17 protein-coding genes are annotated in these 16,865 nt (G+C 46.7%); 9 read left to right on the plus strand and 8 right to left on the minus strand.

Features of this window, described 5'->3' with window-relative positions; translation table 11 throughout:
- Nucleotides 1–36: 36 nt before the first annotated feature.
- Both OU814_RS08000 and OU814_RS08005 read right to left on the minus strand, forming a co-directional pair.
- The gene (locus OU814_RS08000) at nucleotides 37–2,142 is read right to left on the minus strand and encodes a hypothetical protein (protein ID WP_268181758.1); all 2,106 of its coding nucleotides are present in this window, start codon (nucleotides 2,140–2,142) and stop codon (nucleotides 37–39) included.
- A gap of 234 nt (nucleotides 2,143–2,376) precedes the next feature.
- On the minus strand, nucleotides 2,377–4,092 hold the full coding sequence (locus OU814_RS08005; protein WP_268181760.1) for a tetratricopeptide repeat protein: 1,716 nt from the start codon (nucleotides 4,090–4,092) through the stop codon (nucleotides 2,377–2,379).
- Nucleotides 4,093–4,138: 46 nt separating this feature from the next.
- On the opposite strand from OU814_RS08005, the gene OU814_RS08010 reads away from it, so the two are divergent.
- The 4 genes from OU814_RS08010 to rpsN all read left to right on the plus strand — a co-directional run bounded on the left by OU814_RS08010 (nucleotide 4,139) and on the right by rpsN (nucleotide 7,769).
- Nucleotides 4,139–5,446, plus strand: a complete 1,308-nt coding sequence (locus OU814_RS08010) for a pentapeptide repeat-containing protein (protein ID WP_268181762.1) — start codon at nucleotides 4,139–4,141, stop codon at nucleotides 5,444–5,446.
- 177 nt (nucleotides 5,447–5,623) lie between these two features.
- The gene (rseP, locus tag OU814_RS08015; RefSeq protein ID WP_017289446.1) at nucleotides 5,624–6,712 is read left to right on the plus strand and encodes an RIP metalloprotease RseP; all 1,089 of its coding nucleotides are present in this window, start codon (nucleotides 5,624–5,626) and stop codon (nucleotides 6,710–6,712) included.
- Entirely contained in the window at nucleotides 6,709–7,395 is a 687-nt protein-coding gene (gene nth, locus OU814_RS08020; protein ID WP_268181765.1) for an endonuclease III, read from the plus strand. Before rseP ends, nth begins: the two co-directional genes overlap by 4 nt.
- 71 nt (nucleotides 7,396–7,466) lie before the next feature.
- Entirely contained in the window at nucleotides 7,467–7,769 is a 303-nt protein-coding gene (rpsN, locus tag OU814_RS08025) for a 30S ribosomal protein S14 (RefSeq protein WP_026148789.1), read from the plus strand.
- A gap of 66 nt (nucleotides 7,770–7,835) precedes the next feature.
- Here rpsN and OU814_RS08030 read toward each other — a convergent pair whose 3' ends face one another.
- The gene (locus OU814_RS08030; RefSeq protein ID WP_017289443.1) at nucleotides 7,836–8,165 is read right to left on the minus strand and encodes a hypothetical protein; all 330 of its coding nucleotides are present in this window, start codon (nucleotides 8,163–8,165) and stop codon (nucleotides 7,836–7,838) included.
- A gap of 78 nt (nucleotides 8,166–8,243) precedes the next feature.
- On the opposite strand from OU814_RS08030, the gene aat reads away from it, so the two are divergent.
- Nucleotides 8,244–8,822, plus strand: coding sequence for a leucyl/phenylalanyl-tRNA--protein transferase (aat, locus tag OU814_RS08035; RefSeq protein WP_268181768.1), 579 nt, complete (start codon nucleotides 8,244–8,246; stop codon nucleotides 8,820–8,822).
- Nucleotides 8,823–8,831: 9 nt separating this feature from the next.
- Here the strand turns inward: aat and OU814_RS08040 are convergent, their stop codons facing one another.
- Genes OU814_RS08040 through OU814_RS08050 form a run of 3 tightly spaced genes read right to left on the minus strand, consistent with a single transcriptional unit; the run spans nucleotide 8,832 to nucleotide 11,173 of the window.
- Entirely contained in the window at nucleotides 8,832–9,374 is a 543-nt protein-coding gene (locus OU814_RS08040) for a Uma2 family endonuclease (protein ID WP_268181770.1), read from the minus strand.
- Nucleotides 9,375–9,400: 26 nt separating this feature from the next.
- On the minus strand, nucleotides 9,401–10,207 hold the full coding sequence (locus tag OU814_RS08045; protein WP_268181772.1) for a DUF3598 family protein: 807 nt from the start codon (nucleotides 10,205–10,207) through the stop codon (nucleotides 9,401–9,403).
- 9 nt (nucleotides 10,208–10,216) lie between these two features.
- On the minus strand, nucleotides 10,217–11,173 hold the full coding sequence (locus tag OU814_RS08050) for a cell division protein FtsX (protein WP_268181774.1): 957 nt from the start codon (nucleotides 11,171–11,173) through the stop codon (nucleotides 10,217–10,219).
- A 173-nt stretch (nucleotides 11,174–11,346) separates the two neighbouring features.
- Here OU814_RS08050 and def point away from each other — a divergent pair, with 173 nt between their 5' ends.
- The 4 genes from def (at nucleotide 11,347) to OU814_RS08070 (ending at nucleotide 14,737) form a co-directional block, all read left to right on the plus strand.
- Nucleotides 11,347–11,910: a peptide deformylase gene (def, locus tag OU814_RS08055; RefSeq protein WP_017289438.1), complete on the plus strand. Its 564-nt coding sequence runs from the start codon at nucleotides 11,347–11,349 to the stop codon at nucleotides 11,908–11,910.
- Nucleotides 11,911–11,967: 57 nt separating this feature from the next.
- A complete protein-coding gene (locus tag OU814_RS08060; RefSeq protein WP_017289437.1) occupies nucleotides 11,968–12,171 on the plus strand; it encodes a hypothetical protein in 204 nt (67 codons plus the stop codon).
- Between the two features lie 150 nt (nucleotides 12,172–12,321).
- Nucleotides 12,322–13,671, plus strand: coding sequence for a PrsW family glutamic-type intramembrane protease (locus tag OU814_RS08065; RefSeq protein WP_017289436.1), 1,350 nt, complete (start codon nucleotides 12,322–12,324; stop codon nucleotides 13,669–13,671).
- A 133-nt stretch (nucleotides 13,672–13,804) separates the two neighbouring features.
- Complete coding sequence (locus tag OU814_RS08070) at nucleotides 13,805–14,737, plus strand: hypothetical protein (protein WP_268181777.1); 933 nt, start codon at nucleotides 13,805–13,807, stop codon at nucleotides 14,735–14,737.
- 77 nt (nucleotides 14,738–14,814) lie between these two features.
- Here the strand turns inward: OU814_RS08070 and OU814_RS08075 are convergent, their stop codons facing one another.
- A complete protein-coding gene (locus tag OU814_RS08075; protein WP_268181779.1) occupies nucleotides 14,815–15,597 on the minus strand; it encodes an SAM-dependent methyltransferase in 783 nt (260 codons plus the stop codon).
- A 103-nt stretch (nucleotides 15,598–15,700) separates the two neighbouring features.
- Nucleotides 15,701–16,822 (minus strand): iron-containing redox enzyme family protein, encoded by a 1,122-nt coding sequence (locus OU814_RS08080; RefSeq protein WP_268181781.1) that lies wholly within the window; start codon nucleotides 16,820–16,822, stop codon nucleotides 15,701–15,703.
- Nucleotides 16,823–16,865 lie beyond the last annotated feature (43 nt).

Consider the following 16,865-nt stretch of genomic DNA (forward strand, 5'->3'; position numbering starts at 1 on the left):
ATGAAAATCGCAAGTGATAACGGAATTAGGAACGTTTTACTTCTTTTGTATCCAAACTTGTAAACCCTCAAGTCTGCGCGATTCACCTCGCGTGCCACAAAATTGACCATTCGATCGCACAGGGGTATCGCCAATATCCTGTAAGTGGCAGAAGTAATTGACGTTATAGTTTGCAGCGGCAGAACCCGTTAACCGAATAGCAAAGCCTTCTAACCTTTGAGACTTGCCTCTTGTTCCAACGAATTGACCACTTCCTACCCAAGGTGTATCTCCTACATCCTGGATGTGCGCCATATACTCAATGCCCAGACCCGGGATTGAATCAGAAATTTGCAGAGAGAAGCCTTCTAAGCGTCGTGATTCACCTCTTGTTCCCGCAAAAGCATCATTCTGAAATGGGACATCACCGATATTTTGCAGATGCACGATTCCTCGTAAGCTTACCTTTTGAGGTGTAGTCGGAGGATTTACAGATGCATTGCCAGCACAAGCGCCTTTTTCACCAGGTTGTTTCATAAAGATCTGACGATAAGCATTGCAATCTTGGGCAAAGACCATTCCGCTTGCCCACTGATTGTCCCCATCCAAAGTACTAATAAAGCCGAGCATGACATTAGGTTGCTGAAGGCGCGCGGAACTCTTCAAATCGCTGAGTAGGCGATTCACTTCGCTTTGACCCAGTAGGATGAGTTTGCTCATCACGATCGTATTGTAAGCCGCAGGAACGACATTGGCATTGAAGGATTCGCTCGGGTTGGTGTAACCTGTGTCCTTAATTTTTAGGTAATTGGCGTTGAAGCTTTTCAAGTTGGTATTTTCTCCAGATCCACGACCTAACACCTGATCAAAGTATTTGTCTGGACTTGTGAGATACTCCTTCAGTTCTTGCTTGGTCATCCCGATCGCAGATTTCAGCATTGTATTCAGCAGATCTTCCTTCAGTTTACGGATCGGTTCTAAGAGAAAGTCTGGTGTAATCGCATCGACGATACTGCTGATGGCATTAGCTGTCAAACCCACAAAATCAGGCGCTCCCGACATGGAGAGCAAATGATCAGTGACATATTTCTGTAACACTGCTTCAGCTCGCTGCGTATCTGCCGATCGCGAAGGATTAAAAAATAATGCTTTTGCAACTTCATGGCTGACCCCAGGCCAAGCTTTCAGACCACTATCAATATCATCCCGCCAAGCTTCTTTGTACGTGACTTGAATTCCGTTCGTCGCAACGTAAGTACCTTTTTCAGCCAGGATCGCAACTCGGCTACAGCTAAAATCCAGAGGTTTGCAGGCGTCGGCGCGGCGATCGTAGTCTGCCTTCTTGGCATAGTAAGCACTGATATCGCGCTGAAGATTAGCCCGCAGCGTTGAATAAATTCGAGGAACAGACAGATCTGTACCTGTTCCTCCGGCTCGTAGCAACTGACCATCGAGAACTGTCCCTGGTCGAGCGTCGATCATGTTTTGATAAATGAAATCGCTGACTCCATCAATGCTGACATTGAAAAAATTCCGATCCATTGCGCGGGCATCGACTCGTTTGTCAGTGTAGCCCTCTACGACAATATGCTTTACTGCATTAGCAGGTCCCTCAGGAGGTGTGATGGCAAAGGAGCCGCCTGAGAAATTATTCACAAAGGTATGTCCGAACATATCTCCTGCTGCATGAGTGAGATAGCCGACTGTAAATGCTCGGATTGCTGAAGTATTTGCAGTGTTGGCTTGACCCCATAAGTAGGCTAACCATGCATTAGGTCCTCCTGCAATTTTTGTCTCTGAAGCCGATGGGTGGATCACTTGCTGTCCGGTCAAAATATCGGGATAGGCATCAGGACCCAAAATTCCAGCTCGGTATTGAGGTGCATTGCTCCGGAGAGCAGCAAGAATTGTGGGATCAACTTGGTAAGTTCCGACTTCTCCAGTCACTTGCCCGTTATTATAGTCCACGCGAGGAATTGTAACTTTGCCGTCATCTAATGCATCATCCAGTGCTTGTTTGCCCAGATAGACGTGAGTTGTTGGCTTCCAAGCCCAAGCTGCTGAGGGGTATGATACTAAACTGATAGCAATAGCAATAATAATAAGTAAGCTCAGATTACATATCTTCAGCCTATGCCAGAGAGAATAAAACGTTGGTAGCATGATGATTAGGTTGTTACTAAATTGTAAATGCCCCCAAGTCATGTAAGCTCTTAAGAACTCGCAATTTCTAGGAAATGCTTCCTAAGCCTACTGGTTACTGCCGTAAATTATGAGTGTTCTTATTTATACTTAAATTTCGCGATCGAAATATCGATCTGCCGAGTTGAGTGAGAATTGAAAATTCCGTTAGATTCCAAAAATCTTGAAGACGAAAGATTTCTTGTCACGAAGAAGTTACGGAGAAGAGAACTTCGGCAATGACGGATCAAGAGCTTGCTTCGGCTCGCAAGGTTTACTTTTATCAACACAAACTTTCGGTTGCTTAGCTCGTTGCTCCTCTGCGATCACCAATTTTAAAGTCGATTGCGCGATCGCTTGATTCGGATTTAATTTCAACGAAGCTTGCAAAGTTGCCTGTGCCTCTGGATATTGTTTCAAATTCCACAATGCAACACCTTTCCCCGTCATTGCTTCTGCACTTTTCGGATTGAGCTTCAACACTCGATCGTAAGCTACAATTGCATCTCTGTACTTGTTCATCGCAGTAAGTGCGATCGCACGATTAAACCAAGATGGAATGAATTGCGAATCTAATGCGATCGCGCGATCGGCTGAATCTAAAGCTTGTTCATACTGTCTCAAATGCCAGAGTACGGCACTTCGATTTGCCCAAGCAGAAACGTGGCGCGGATTTAATTTCAAAACTTGATCGTATGCTATGACGGCATCTGCATAATTTTTGGTTGCTCTGAGAATCGTTGCTCGATTAAACCAAGCCGAGACATAAGTTGGATCGAGCCGAATCGCTTCTTGAGTCGCCGCGATCGCTTCTGGATATCGCTGTAGAACCCACAGTGCAACACTACGATTGCTCCAAGCTTCTGCATAGGTTGGAGCAATCCCAACGGCTCGATTTGCTGATGCTAATGCTTCTTCTGCTTGTCCTAAATTCAACAAAGCTTGTCCACGCTGATCCCAAGCTTGAGCTGCGCCCCATCGTCCCCACCGTCCATCTCCCTGAATCGCTTGATCACAGGCTGTCAATGCTTCTTTAAACTGTCGCAAGCGATTCAACATGGCACAGCGTCCGACCAATGCCACTGATAATTTCTCTTTCAGTTGAATCGCTCGATTGTAAGATGTGAGTGCTTCAGCAGTTCGATCTAACTCTTCTAAAACCAGAGCTTGAGCATTCCAAGTTAAGGCATCATTTGCATCAAACTTAATCGCTTGATCAAAAGCCGCGATCGCAGAAGTCAACTGATTCGATAACCGATAGGCATTTCCCGCATGATACCAAGCAAATGCAGGACTCTTATCTCCCCAACGTCCATTTCCAGCTAAAGCAGTTTGACAAGAGATAACCGCATCTTCGTAGCGTTTCAACTGCGTTAATGTTTCACAGCGATATGCCAAAGTAATTGAATCTTTTTCTTCTAGCAGTAATGTTCGCTCGTAAGCATTCAGAGCTTGCTCAAATTGCCCTTGCTGACTCAAAATCATGCCGCGATTTAGCCAAGCTAGATAAGGAGATTTTCGTCCCCAGTTTCCATCAATCTTGAGTGCTTGGTTACAGTTATCAAGTCCTTCATCCTGGCGATTTAACGCTGAAAACGCCATACATCGATAGGTCATCGCGAGGGATATTTTTGGGTCAAACTTTAAAGCGCGATCGGCAGATGCGATCGCATCAGGATATTTTTTCAGCTTTAACAAGACATTGCTATGCTCTGCCCAAATTCCAGCATCTTTTGGACGGAGTACGATCGCTTGTTCACAAGCAGCTAAAGCTTCCTCATACTTTTCTGAATCGGCAAGTAACCCACATAGATTTGACCAGTAATCAAAGTCTTTCAGTTTATCTTGAAGTGCAATTGCCGGAAAAGACAAGGCGACCTGCATCGCAGCCATCCACAAACCAGCACTAAGAAGGCGAAGAATATCCTGCATGATCAGTTTTTAGAACTTTGTTCTGGTCAAGTTTATCCACAGTAACATGGTAGCTCTGGGCGCTCAAGTTCAAGCATTTTTGAGTAAATATACGATGAAAACAATGCTCCTAGCTCTGATTGGTTTTGCAATGCTCTGTACATCCGCTATGGCAGCAAAACCAGAACATATCAAACAGTTAAAAGAAACTCGGCAATGTGCTGGATGCAACCTAGAAAATGCGGATTTACGAGGCTTTTATCTGCGAGGCGCACAGTTACAAGGGGCAAATCTCCGAGGTGCGAATTTACGGGATGGCGATCTTCGGGGTGCATTTCTCAATCAAGCAAATCTCACGAATGCTGACCTGCGAGGTGCCAACTTAGAAGATGCTGATTTAGACAAAGCTCATCTCGAAGGTGCGCAGCTTAAGCAAGTTAGATTCAGCGATCGTACGGTCTTAGCTGAGAAATGGCGGTTAGTACATCAATTGATCAATCGTCCTAGAGAAGTTACGGATTTACAAAAAGTAGATTTAGCAGGCGCAAATCTCAATGGAGCAGATTTGAGAAATGCAAATCTTACTGGAGCCAATCTAGAACGAGCGACGCTGGAAGATGCACTGATCACGGATGCAATCTTAGATTCAGCACAGTTAAATCGAACCAGCTTTTTCATCAGTGATTTAAAGAATGCGAGTTTTGTTGCAGCAAACTTACAGCGATCGAATCTTCGAGCAACGGATTTACGTAACGCTATTTTTCAAAAAACAAATCTCAGCCAAGCGGATTTAAGTCATGCTTACCTCAGCGGCATTCGGTTGACTGAAAGTAATTTGAATGCAGCGAATTTAATGCGATCGACGCTGACCCATAGCCGCATTGAGCAAAGTCAATTGCGAGGAAGTAACCTATTCATGGCTGATCTTCGCGATGCCAAACTGATCGGCGTAGAGCTAACAGGAGCGAATCTACGCGGAGCGGATCTGAGTCGAGCCGATCTCGCACACAGTAACTTCCAAAGCATCCAAATGCAAGGACTGAAATTACGTGGAGTCAATCTCAGAGGAGTCAATTTAAGCGGATTAAATTTGCAAGGCATTGACTTCAGCGGTGCAGACCTAAGTCATGCGGTCTTGAATCGAGCCAATCTGAGCGAAGCCAATCTGAAGGGTGCAAATCTCACTCATGCGAACCTGACGGAGGCAAACTTAACCAAAGCCGATCTCAGTGATGGAAATCTCAGTTATGCAAATCTCACTCGAACCAATTTTTCCCAAGCAAATCTAGACAAGGTGCGACTGAACGGCATTCAGCTTGAGTTTACCAACTTCTGCCAAGCAACGATGCCGGATGGTCGGAAGGCAGGGTGTTGAGAAGGGGGATTATTGATTTTGCGGAGAGTGGGGAGATGGGGGAGACGTACGATCGCGATTCTTTTGCATGACTCATCTACTCCTTTTATCGGATTTCTTGACGCAGACTCCATGACGACAAGATTAAACCTTTAGAATAGAGAGAACGTATCTCATCGTGGCTTAATCTCACTGCTTATGTCTGTTCTGGCGGTAATCCTTCTTTTAGCGGTTCTGATTTTTGTTCATGAACTCGGTCACTTCCTTGCAGCAAGACTTCAAGGTATCTACGCGAATCGATTCTCGATCGGATTTGGTCCGATTCTGTGGAAATATCAAGGCGAGCAGACAGAATATGCACTCAGGGCTTTGCCACTGGGCGGATTTGTTGGCTTTCCCGATGATGATCCAGACAGCACTATTCCGCCCAATGATCCGAATTTGTTGAAAAATCGTCCGGTGCTTGATCGCGCAATTGTGATCAGCGCAGGGGTAATCGCAAACCTCGTTTTTGCGTATTTCATCTTGGTCGGACAGATGGCATTCGTTGGACTGCCGACGATCGACTACAATCCTGGCGTAATCGTGCCAGAAGCGATCGCTGAAGGTGTTGCAGCCGCAGCAGGTGTGCAAAACGGGGATGTCGTCACCGCTATTAATGGCAAGCCTCTCGGTGCATCGGAAACGGCAATGAATACATTGCGGCAAACGATCGAATCGAGTCCAGGAACACCACTGCAACTCTCGATCGAGCGGAAAGGACAGCCCGTTAACGTCACTTTGACTCCCAAAGATGAAAGCGGGAAAGGCAAAATTGGAGTCAAATTACAGCCGCATTTCAAGACGCAGCCGAACGGAAAGGTTGTTTATTACAAGCATCCGTCTAACCCGATCGCGGTTTTCACAATGGCATCAAATGAGTTTCAGCGCATTGTGGTCTTGACCGTTGGCGGATTTGGACAACTCCTGAGCAACTTTAGAAATACCGCTGAGCAAGTCGCAGGACCAGTCGCGATCGTGGCAACTGGAGCGAGAATTGCCCAAACCGATTTTGCGAGTTTGTTCAACTTTACGGCTCTGATCAGCATTAACTTGGCGATTATTAACATCTTGCCTCTGCCTGCATTAGATGGCGGTCAACTGGCGTTTCTGCTCGTCGAAGGACTGCGAGGAAAACCCGTTCCTTCCAAAATCCAAGACGGCGTAATGCAGACCGGATTAGTGCTATTACTGGGATTAGGCGTTTTTCTGATCATCCGTGACACGGTGAATCTCATTCCACAGTGACAAGTCGAATTTCCGCAAAAAAACAACGAGCCTTAGAAATTCTGGCGCGGCTCAAACAGCTCTATCCAGAAGCTCCTTGTACTTTAGATTATGAAACTCCGGTTCAACTGATGGTAGCAACGATCCTTGCGGCTCAATGCACCGATGAACGAGTGAATACCGTAACGCCTGCCTTGTTTCGCCGTTTTCCTGATGCGGCGGCATTGGCAGGCGCTGACGTTTCTGAGTTAGAAACCTTGGTGCGATCGACGGGCTTTTACCGCAACAAAGCCAAAAATATCCAAGCAGCTTGCCAGATGATCATGGAAAAATTCGGGGGAGAAGTTCCGCGCTCCATGAAAGATTTGACGAGCCTGCCTGGGGTTGCCCGCAAAACGGCAAACGTGGTTTCGGCTCATGCCTTTGGCGTAAATCTGGGCGTAACGGTCGATACCCACGTGAAGCGATTATCGTATCGATTTGGGTTAACCAAACATACAGAACCCGTCAAAATCGAGCAGGATTTGATGAAACTATTACCCCAACCCGATTGGGAGAATTGGTCGATCCGCCTGGTTTATCATGGTCGTGCCGTTTGTAATGCGCGCAGTCCGCAATGCGATCGCTGTGTTCTCGTCGATATCTGCCCTTCCGCCCATGTTGGGCAGCCCGCGAAGAAGGTTGCGAATTTATCTGGAAATTGACTCACTAGAAACGAGCATTATTGAGTAGAATCAAAAATAGTGTCTTTTATCAAAGGGTTCAAAATTCATTCATGGCTAAGAAGAGCATGGTTGAGCGCGAGAGAAAGCGCGAACGTCTCGTTGAGAAGTACGCTGAAAAGCGTGCAGCTTTGAAAGAGCAGTTTGCGGCAGCTACGTCTCAATCTGAAAAGCTGGAGATTCACCGCAAAATTCAACAGCTTCCCCGCAACAGTGCAAAAGTTCGGGTGCGGAATCGCTGCTGGGCAACCGGTCGTCCGAGAGGCGTTTATCGTGATTTCGGGCTGTCACGCCACTGCATTCGCGAAATGGCACACGCGGGATTGTTGCCGGGTGTGGTTAAGTCAAGTTGGTAAGACGAATTTAGAGTTTGGATTTTGGATGTCGTAAGATCACAGGCTTGCAGTCCAAAATCCGAAATTCTATTGTCCGCAACAGCGATCGATGCCTAAGCTATCCATTAACAGATCACTAACCGCATTGGCGATCGCGAATTCACCATAAAAACTGTCAGAAAAATCATACGCCTGCATCTCTGAAATGATGGCGATTACAAGCGATCCGAGATCGTTTTCGTCTTCCATGCGTTGACGCATATAAATTTGAGCGGCGCGTTCTGCAATTCGATGATTTGCGGGTTCTGGAAGAAACTCTTCATCGAGCCACTGTTGCAATTTCGCTTGTAGCCAAACCGCCTCCTGCTCCGGATGTTTTGCAGGCGGTAATGTGATTGGTGGAATGGGTTCGACCATTGTGCGTTCCCCAGACTAACAAGATAATTCAAACTATATCGTAGATTCTTTATTTCAAAGCCTCCCCGGAGCCAGGTTATGCAAGTCGATGTGTCCTCGATTCTCGAAGGCTATGCTCAAGGCTATTTTTTAATGTCTGATGAGTCAGGTAAAGATTTAGCTTGGTATACCAGCCGCGAACGGACTCTAATTCCCCTCGACGATCAATTTAGATATCCCAAGTCGCTGCGGCGGGTATTGAATCAGAATCGCTTCACAGTTGAGATTAACAAAGCATTTATGGAAGTCGTGGAAGGGTGTGCCGATCGCGAAACGACCTGGATTTCTAATGATTTGAAAGAAATCTACTGGACGCTACATGAGGCGGGATGGGCGCATAGCTTTGAAACTTGGCAAGATGGCAAATTAGCAGGTGGAATTCTCGGACTTGCTTTGAGAGGAGCGTTTATTGGGGAGTCGATGTTTTTTCGGATTCCAGATGGCTCGAAAGTGGCAATGGTGAAGCTGGTTGAGCACTTGAGAGCACGAAATTTTGTGTTGTTTGATGCTCAGATGATGAATCCGCATCTAGAACGATTTGGTGCTTATGTGATTAACAATCGCGGCTACAAGGATCTGTTGCGGCAGGCTTTGGAGAGAGAGTGTTCGCTGATTTAATCCAGCGATTTAATCAAATTTGGGTGACCAAAGATCTTCGACTTTGACTTCCCAACCGGGGAGGAGTTCGGGGACGGTGATGATGTCGCCATTGTGAAGGACGATCGCTTCTTGTCCACTGCGACGAATTTCGACCCATTCTTTTTCAGGATTGATCAAGAGTCCGACTCTAGTTCCGAGGTTGAGAAACTCATCAATTTTTTTTCTGAGTCCTGAAACACTATCACTTGGCGATTTGACTTCGACGGTGAGATCGGGAGTGATTTCAGCAAATTTCTGAGGACTGCGGCGTAATCGCTCGGCTTGAACAAATGAAGCGTCTGGAGCGCGGGTGTCAGAATTCGGCAGGGTAAAACCCGCACTCGAAGCTGTAACTCTTCCGAGTTTTCTGGGTCTGACCCAATTGCCAAGCTGCCGGATCATTTCGGCTGCAACTTCATCAGACTCGTAACCTGAAGGACTCATAACAATAATTTCTCCATTCACTAGCTCCATTCGATAGTCAGGGCAGTGCTGCTGGAGTACTTCTAAATCCTTAACGGTAAGTGCCATAACTGTTTTTAGAGTTTCTTCAATTATCAGCTAATTTTCTGCTCTGTGACTAAGGTGAGGCTGACCCATTCCCCTTTATGGCTGTAGCTTCGCATCAACCGCTGACGCAGATCGGGCTGCAATAACCAACCTACTTCTAAAACAAAGGGATATCCTGATTTCACTTCGGTTGGGCAATTGGAAGAAGCTCCATCAGGGAGCATGACAATCTGACTGCCACTGTCAAACTTGAGAATCGTTCCTTCAATTAAGGCACTGGTTGTGATCGTGCGCCCGAACTGTAATTCTTGATTCAAGCGATCGCCGTCTCGCCAAACCTTTAAATCTGTTGTGTAAGTATCGGGCGATCGCCAATCTGGGTAAATCGTCGTTGCTTCTCCTTTCCAAGTCCCGATCAAATCTTCAACCTGTAGCGGCGGACGTTCTAGAGTCTCGGATTCTGCGAGCTTTTCCCGAATCAGCGTCAGTCCAGAAAGCTGCGATTGTTTGTCAAAGAGTTGCACTAAACGCAATCGACGATCGCCATGAATCAAGCCCAACTCTGCCCCAAATTCAGAAAAAGGCGCGCGCTGAATTGAGCCAAGCGAAAATGCCCCATTCTCAAAGAACAGAATATTTCGACCGAGTGTACTGTATTCCAGAACTTTCTCGCTCACAGGCTGATTTGCTGGCTCTAGGCGGACAATTTGCCGCATAGTTCGATTGTCATTGAGTCCCGTGAAAGACACGATCGAGGGAGTATCTTCAATCAATTCCCCAGAGGGCGAAAACCTTGTAAATGAACCATGCCAAGCCCCTAGATTCTCCAGCAAACAGTCCCATTGAGACTTCATTCAATGCTCCTAAATTTTTGCAAATCGCCGCACAGCGAAGATACTACCCAGGAGTCCAACAAGTCCACCAAACGTCAGCAAAATTAAAGGTAGCGCAATCAAATCGATCGGGCGAGTGGCTCCCGTCGTCAGAAATTGAACAAACTCAGCTTGTCCACTCAGTTGATTGCGAATCAGTTTTTGAATGCCTTGAATCAGAGCAAATGCGATCGCGGAGCCAAAAATCCCAAATGCGACTCCCTGCGCCAAGAATGGCAAATAAATCCAGCTTCGAGTTGCGCCAACTAACTGCATAATCTCAATTTCTTTTCGACGTGCGACCACGATAAACCGAATCGTTGTATTGATTACCGCGATCGCAGTTGCAGTGAGTAGTCCCACGATCGCTGTACTGACTCGATTAAATCCGGTGTTGAGTTGAGCAATCCGCTGCACGGCTTCACTCACGTACTGCACTTCATCGACTCCGCGCACTTTTTTTAATTTCTCGGCTAGAACTGGAACCACGTCCGACGATCGCGCTTTCACTTTCAATTCATCGACCAGTGGGTTGCCTTCAAGCTGCTGCGTTGCATCTCGCAAATTCGATAAGCCGAGCTCTTTTACCAATCGGCTCCAAGCTTCTTCCTTCGTCACATCCTCAACTGACGCAACTTCAGGAAATCTCTCAACAGTCGATCGCAACACATCTGCTGACACCCCGGTTTCGAGATAGGCTGACACTTCAAGCTGGCTACCAAACTGAGTTAATAAACTCTCTAGTTGCCAAGAAGCCTGTAAACTCATTCCGAACAAAAACAGCAGCACAGTCACCATACTGACCGCTGCCCAATTCATCCAGCCTCCACGTCGCAATCCTAAAAACGTTTCCCGCAGCAAATACTCTAACTTTGTGAAGAACCGCATCGCGCCATGTCTCTCTTTCAGTGCGAAGACCCTTGTAGCCTGCTCAATTGAATCGGGCATCCGAAATTGCCGTGGGATGCGAGATGTTTTCAACTGAAACTTCCTAGTTTTGGGGGATTTTAGCGAGATGAACTTGCGCACACCCAAGCCAGCAAATTCATCAAACTGACGCTAAAATAGAACCAACACGGAATCACTCCGACCTTCGATCAGATTTTTAGGTGAAACATCCCATGCCCTCCTCAGTTTTAGTTGAGAAGAAAAAGTTAGAAAATCCGCCCTTACAGATGCACCATATGGGCGATCGCGTGTTGCGTCAGCCTGCAAAACGAGTCGCTAAGGTAGACGATGAAATCCGTACGATCGTGCGCCAAATGCTGCAAACGATGTATAGCGAGGATGGGATCGGGTTGGCTGCACCGCAAGTTGGTATCCACAAGCAAATCGTTGTCATTGATATCGACCCCGATAAACCTGAAGCTGTGCCGCTGGTCTTGATTAATCCGGTGATTAAGAAATTCGGCAAAGAAACCTGTTCTGGTCAAGAAGGCTGTCTCAGCATTCCGGGTGTTTATCTGGATGTCGAACGTTCTGAAATGATTGAAGTGTCTTTCAAAGATGAAACGGGTCGGATGCGAACTTTGCAAGCGGATGGATTATTGTCTCGCGCGATTCAACATGAAATCGATCACTTGAATGGCGTATTGTTTGTCGATCGCGTGGAAAATCAAATTGCGCTGAATCAAGAATTGAAAAAACGCGGCTTCTCGGCAAGCGATGTCCGCCACATCGGATAATGGTTGTTACCGTCAGTCAATTCTGGCGGTTTTTTAATCATTTAAGGAATTGATATTATGATCATGACTCCTAAGAGCGGCATTCTGCTAGGCGGTTCTTGTGTTGCGGCGATCGCAGCAGTGGGCTGCGTTTTTGAACTGACTTCAGGTAATCCTGAATACGGCACACTGGTTACAGGTATCATTTTGGCAGTCAGTGCGCCGTTAACTGTCATTTGCTTTCTAGCAGCGGTCGCAGATGCGAGAGCAAATAATCAGTAATTTTAAAGATTTTTAGGGATTTCCTGTTTGTTCTAGCTAAACGTGATAGATCCCTGAAGATAGGTATAGAATGTTGCGCTAGAGTTCTACCTACAATTTCATTTATCTCCTATTTTTCTCTAGCGAACACCCCTTGTTCCACTCCCTTCTATGACGGGCGAAATTAGTCCCATAGCTTGCCTCCGACAACTGTCGATCGGCAATAGTTCTGATCCAAAATTAATTGTTCACGCTTTGTCGATCGACGACACGACTGTGATCGGACGCGATCCTCGTTGCCAAATTGCCGTCGATCCAGTTTTATTTGGGTCGGTCTCGCGTCGTCATGCAGAGGTTCGTCCTTCAGAACAAATCGAAGATGCAGACCGCCCGACCTGGTGGGTCTGCGATCTCAATAGCTCGAATGGAACTTACCTGAACGGCAAGCGATTGCGGGGATGCCAAATTTTGCGATCGGGCGATCGTATTTCATTGGGAAATGATGGACCTGAATATATTTTTGAATATCTAGCAGATTTCAATACTAGTCGTGCGGCGGTAACGGAACGCGGTGCAGTCGTCCCGCCCGCTCGTGAATCAGTCACGTTGACGCAGCTTTTCCCAATTGTTTCAACCGGACGAGATTTAACCAGCAAGGCGTTCTTAGTTCCGGGTATTGTCACAATCGGATTTGTGGTGTCGCTATTTGTTGCTGTTGGACAACCGATTTTGTTCAATCGCTTGTTAGCGGGATACATTGCACTCGTTGGACTGTACTTCGTCTATCGACTATGTGGAAAGCGAAAACCGTGGTGGGTGATGGTGATTGCGGCAATGGGCACTTACTTCTTACTGCGGAGTCCAGTGCTGCTACTGTTTGCAGAATTTTTTAGATCGGTCTTACCTGGACAAGTGACCGCGCCTGGAGAATTGATTAATCCGTTGACGCTGTTTATCCGCATGTTCTTTGGTGCAGGGTTGATGGAAGAATTGCTGAAAGTGATTCCGATCGCAGTTTTGTTTGCGATCGGGCGATTTTTGCCTGCGCCTTGGAACGATCGCGTTGGAATTTGGGAGCCATTGGATGGAATTCTTTTAGGGGCGGCTTCGGCAGTTGGATTTACCCTGGTAGAAACGTTAGGGCAGTATGTGCCCGGAATGATCGAATCGACCTCTCTGCAACTCGGACAAGAAGGCGGATGGGATCAGCTTCGAGGCTTACAAGTTTTGATCCCAAGATTGCTCGGTTCGATTTCGGGGCATATGGCGTATAGCGGATATTTCGGCTATTTTATTGGACTTGCGGTATTGAAGCCTCGGCAGAGTGGGCTGATTTTATTGATTGGATATTTCACGGCTTCGGCGCTACATGCACTTTGGAATGTCATGGGAAGCGTGAGTGAGATTTTATTAGCGTTAGTTGGAATGTTGTCCTATGCGTTTTTGGCAGCGGCAATTCTGAAAGCTCGAACTTTATCACCAACGCGATCGCAAAACTTTGCAACTCGCCTAAAATCGTGACAACAGAAAAATCGCACCTCAGATAGAGACTCCCTGAGCCTTGAGAAGGACGTGATTTCATAGTGCAATGATTACGCTCGAATGGCAGGCATAGATACTGCCTGAACACACATATAGATGTTTCCATTCGACTATGACTTCCTTAAAACTCAAACTGCTTTTACCACTGACGTTTATCTCGATCGCATTTTTTTCAGGCGAACTCAAGGCGAATGCTAATGAAAAGCCGGTCACCTCGAACGGGGCTGCTCTCTTAGGTCAACCGTCGATCGACGTGAATGAATTGGCGGATCTACAAACGGGGCGATTCACCGTCGCTCAAACGACACCTTCTACTCCCAGTGAAATCGCTCCGGGTCGTGCAGTGCCCGGAAGTACACCTTCTGGGACTGAAACCAACCCCGCAGATGTGACACCGAGCAATACAACGCCTGTCACTCCGCAAAATACAACCCCGATCACACCGAACACGACAACCCCGACTACGCCAGATACCTTCACCCCTGGCACAACCCCAGTTACGCCAGATACGACAACCCCTAGCACAACCCCCGGTACAACCCCGATTACGCCGGATAGTACGCCAGGAACGACAACACCAACACCCACTACGATTCCGACTCAAGAATTCGTTCCGGGTCGAGCGACTCGCTCAGGTTCGAGCTATGTTGGAGTTGGTGGCAACATTGGGATTGGCGATGGTGATATTTCGCTAGGGCAAGGAAGCTTTGCTGTCATTAGCAAAATTGGCTTGACTCGCAATTTCTCAGTTCGCCCCTCTGTCCTGTTTAATGATGATGTTGCAATTTTGATTCCTGTGACCTATGACTTTAGCTTTGGCGAGGGTCCGACAGAGGGATTAGGATTTTCAGCGGCTCCTTATTTGGGCGTGGGTGCAGCAATTTCAACAGGCGATCGCGGCAGTGTTGGACTGCTGTTGACGGGTGGGGTTGATGTTCCCATTTCTTCTCAGTTCACAGCGACTGCTGCAGTGAATGCTTCTGTAACAGGACAAGCAGCCGTTGGCATTATGCTTGGAGTTGGCTACAACTTTGCTGGCTTCTAGGTTTGGTTCAGAACAGTAAGAAACTCCGGGTCTCTTCCAAAACTCGGAGTTTCTTACTGTTTAAATCGCCGTGATGGTTAGAGCGCGGTCATGACTTGCATGAGTTCGTTGGAGAGATCGGGAGTTCCGAAGCTGGAATGCTTGAACAATACGCCTGCGAGGAAGTAAATATTTTGAGAATAGAAGGCTTGTCCTTGCTCGCGTAGTTGTCCAATCCACTTTTTCACTTTTGGCTCAGAACTATAGCAGCCAAACTTTAACGGAGTGACCATAAAATCTGCAACGGTATAGCCTTGGCCTGCTGCCCATTGTAATGTTTCGATTGGGTTTGAATAGCTCGATATCAATAGCATCACGTTTGGATAGTCTAAAGTGAGCAATCGATTGGTAATGGTTGCACCATCTGTTCCGCCATGCAGTAAAGGCATCCGAATCTTGTTGTCAGGAGCGGGGATGTAAGGCGGGTTCGCAATCAAATAGTTTGCATCTGTTGAAGCAAAGTCAAAGAAAGACTGATTGTGCAAAATGTACTTGTCCTGCAAGTTACATTGATCAACTCTAGATTTGGCAACCTCATAAGCTGCTGAGTTTAATTCAAACCCATGAATCTCACTCTGGAAGTGCGATCGCATCAATGAATTAATTACCGGACTGCCATCACCTGCACCAAATTCAACAATCAAATCGCAGTCTGTACATTGAGAAAAAACCAATCGCTCTAGACAATGCGAATAAAAATGAGACTCTTCAGGACAGAAGAAGACTTCGGGTGCTGTGATATTGCGTATAAGTGTTCCAGTCAAGATATTATCCTCGTTTGTTGCAAATTGCTGTGAAAAATGGTGGGGAGATAGGGGCATAGGGGGATAGGGAGAAAGGTAGAAGTGGTTCTTGCTTCCCATCTCCCTATCTCCCTATCCCTCTATCTTTCTCAATTTGACTAACTCCTAGATCCGCTCCCTATCAAATGGTGGGAAGTGACGCTGTTTGAACCCCATGGCGAATTGTGTTGACGATCGCTGCTCCCGCTCGATCGCCCATCAATTTCTCTTGGTCGTATCCCAAGACTAGCTGCCATGCTTGTTCGGGGTACATGTCTACAAGCGGCAAAGTCACGTTTTCGATCATCCAGCGTCCGTGCCGTTCATCTTCTCGGATATGGAGATCCCAATATCCCATTGCACCATCGGATAGCTCTAACCGCTGTGCTGCTGCGAGATAGTTTCGATACGCTGAAGGACCTGCTACTTCAAAGTAGGCTAATCCACCGTTGTATCTGAGAAAATGCCGCTTACACTCGGTCAGGAGAAAGTTGTGATTCGTGGTTGCGAGTGCTTGCCACGGAACGAGATCAAAGTAAACTTCAGGCTGAGTACTCAAGCGCAACTCAGTCATCATTTGTGCAAAGAAAGTCGAATGCTTGCGAGCGAGACGACCATTCCCGTACTCTTCCAGTAATACCTTGGTTAAAGTTGCTTGCACTTCGTTGGCAGCACCCCCAAGAATTCGGGAGAGCCGACTTGCTTCGACTAAGCCATCAAAAGAAGTGATCGCTAGGAGATAGCGATACCCTTCAAAGGGCATGTGCTTACGCAGGTAGAGTGCATCTTCTGATAAGGTCGGATCGAGATCGGCAGCATAGCGATCGAGCAATGCCTGTTTGATATCAATATCGTGGTACGCCTCAACACTAAGGTGTGCTAATTCCCAGTCTTGCCAAGCCGTTTCGATCTGATTGCGAATTTTTTGGAGATAGAGCGATCGCTCGTTTGTATAATGCGTTAAGTCGTCATACCAGAATAAATTTAAGCGATTAATTCGATAGAGAACGCGCTGCAAAAATAGATGCGCCGCATCGCTACTTTGTGATTGCTGATAGGCTTCTGTGATTGCTGAATTGAGTGCAGTTTCAAAGTACCGAACTTGAGAATCAAATAAGTTCAATCGTTGATCTAAGCTCTCAACTTCGATCAAATTGCTTAACGTCTTTTCAGCCTTATAGTATGGATTGCTTTTGACATCTGCCTCGATCTCGTCTGGTAGTAACACTTGCGCCGACGGAGGCGTAACTAAACTGCCCTGCATGTATTTCTCTGAATCAACTATTTTCGCTCTCATCATGATTGAT

Origin of the sequence: Leptolyngbya sp. GGD, assembly GCF_026735145.1 — a bacterium.
GTDB classification, from domain to species: Bacteria; Cyanobacteriota; Cyanobacteriia; order Leptolyngbyales; family Leptolyngbyaceae; genus Leptolyngbya; species Leptolyngbya boryana.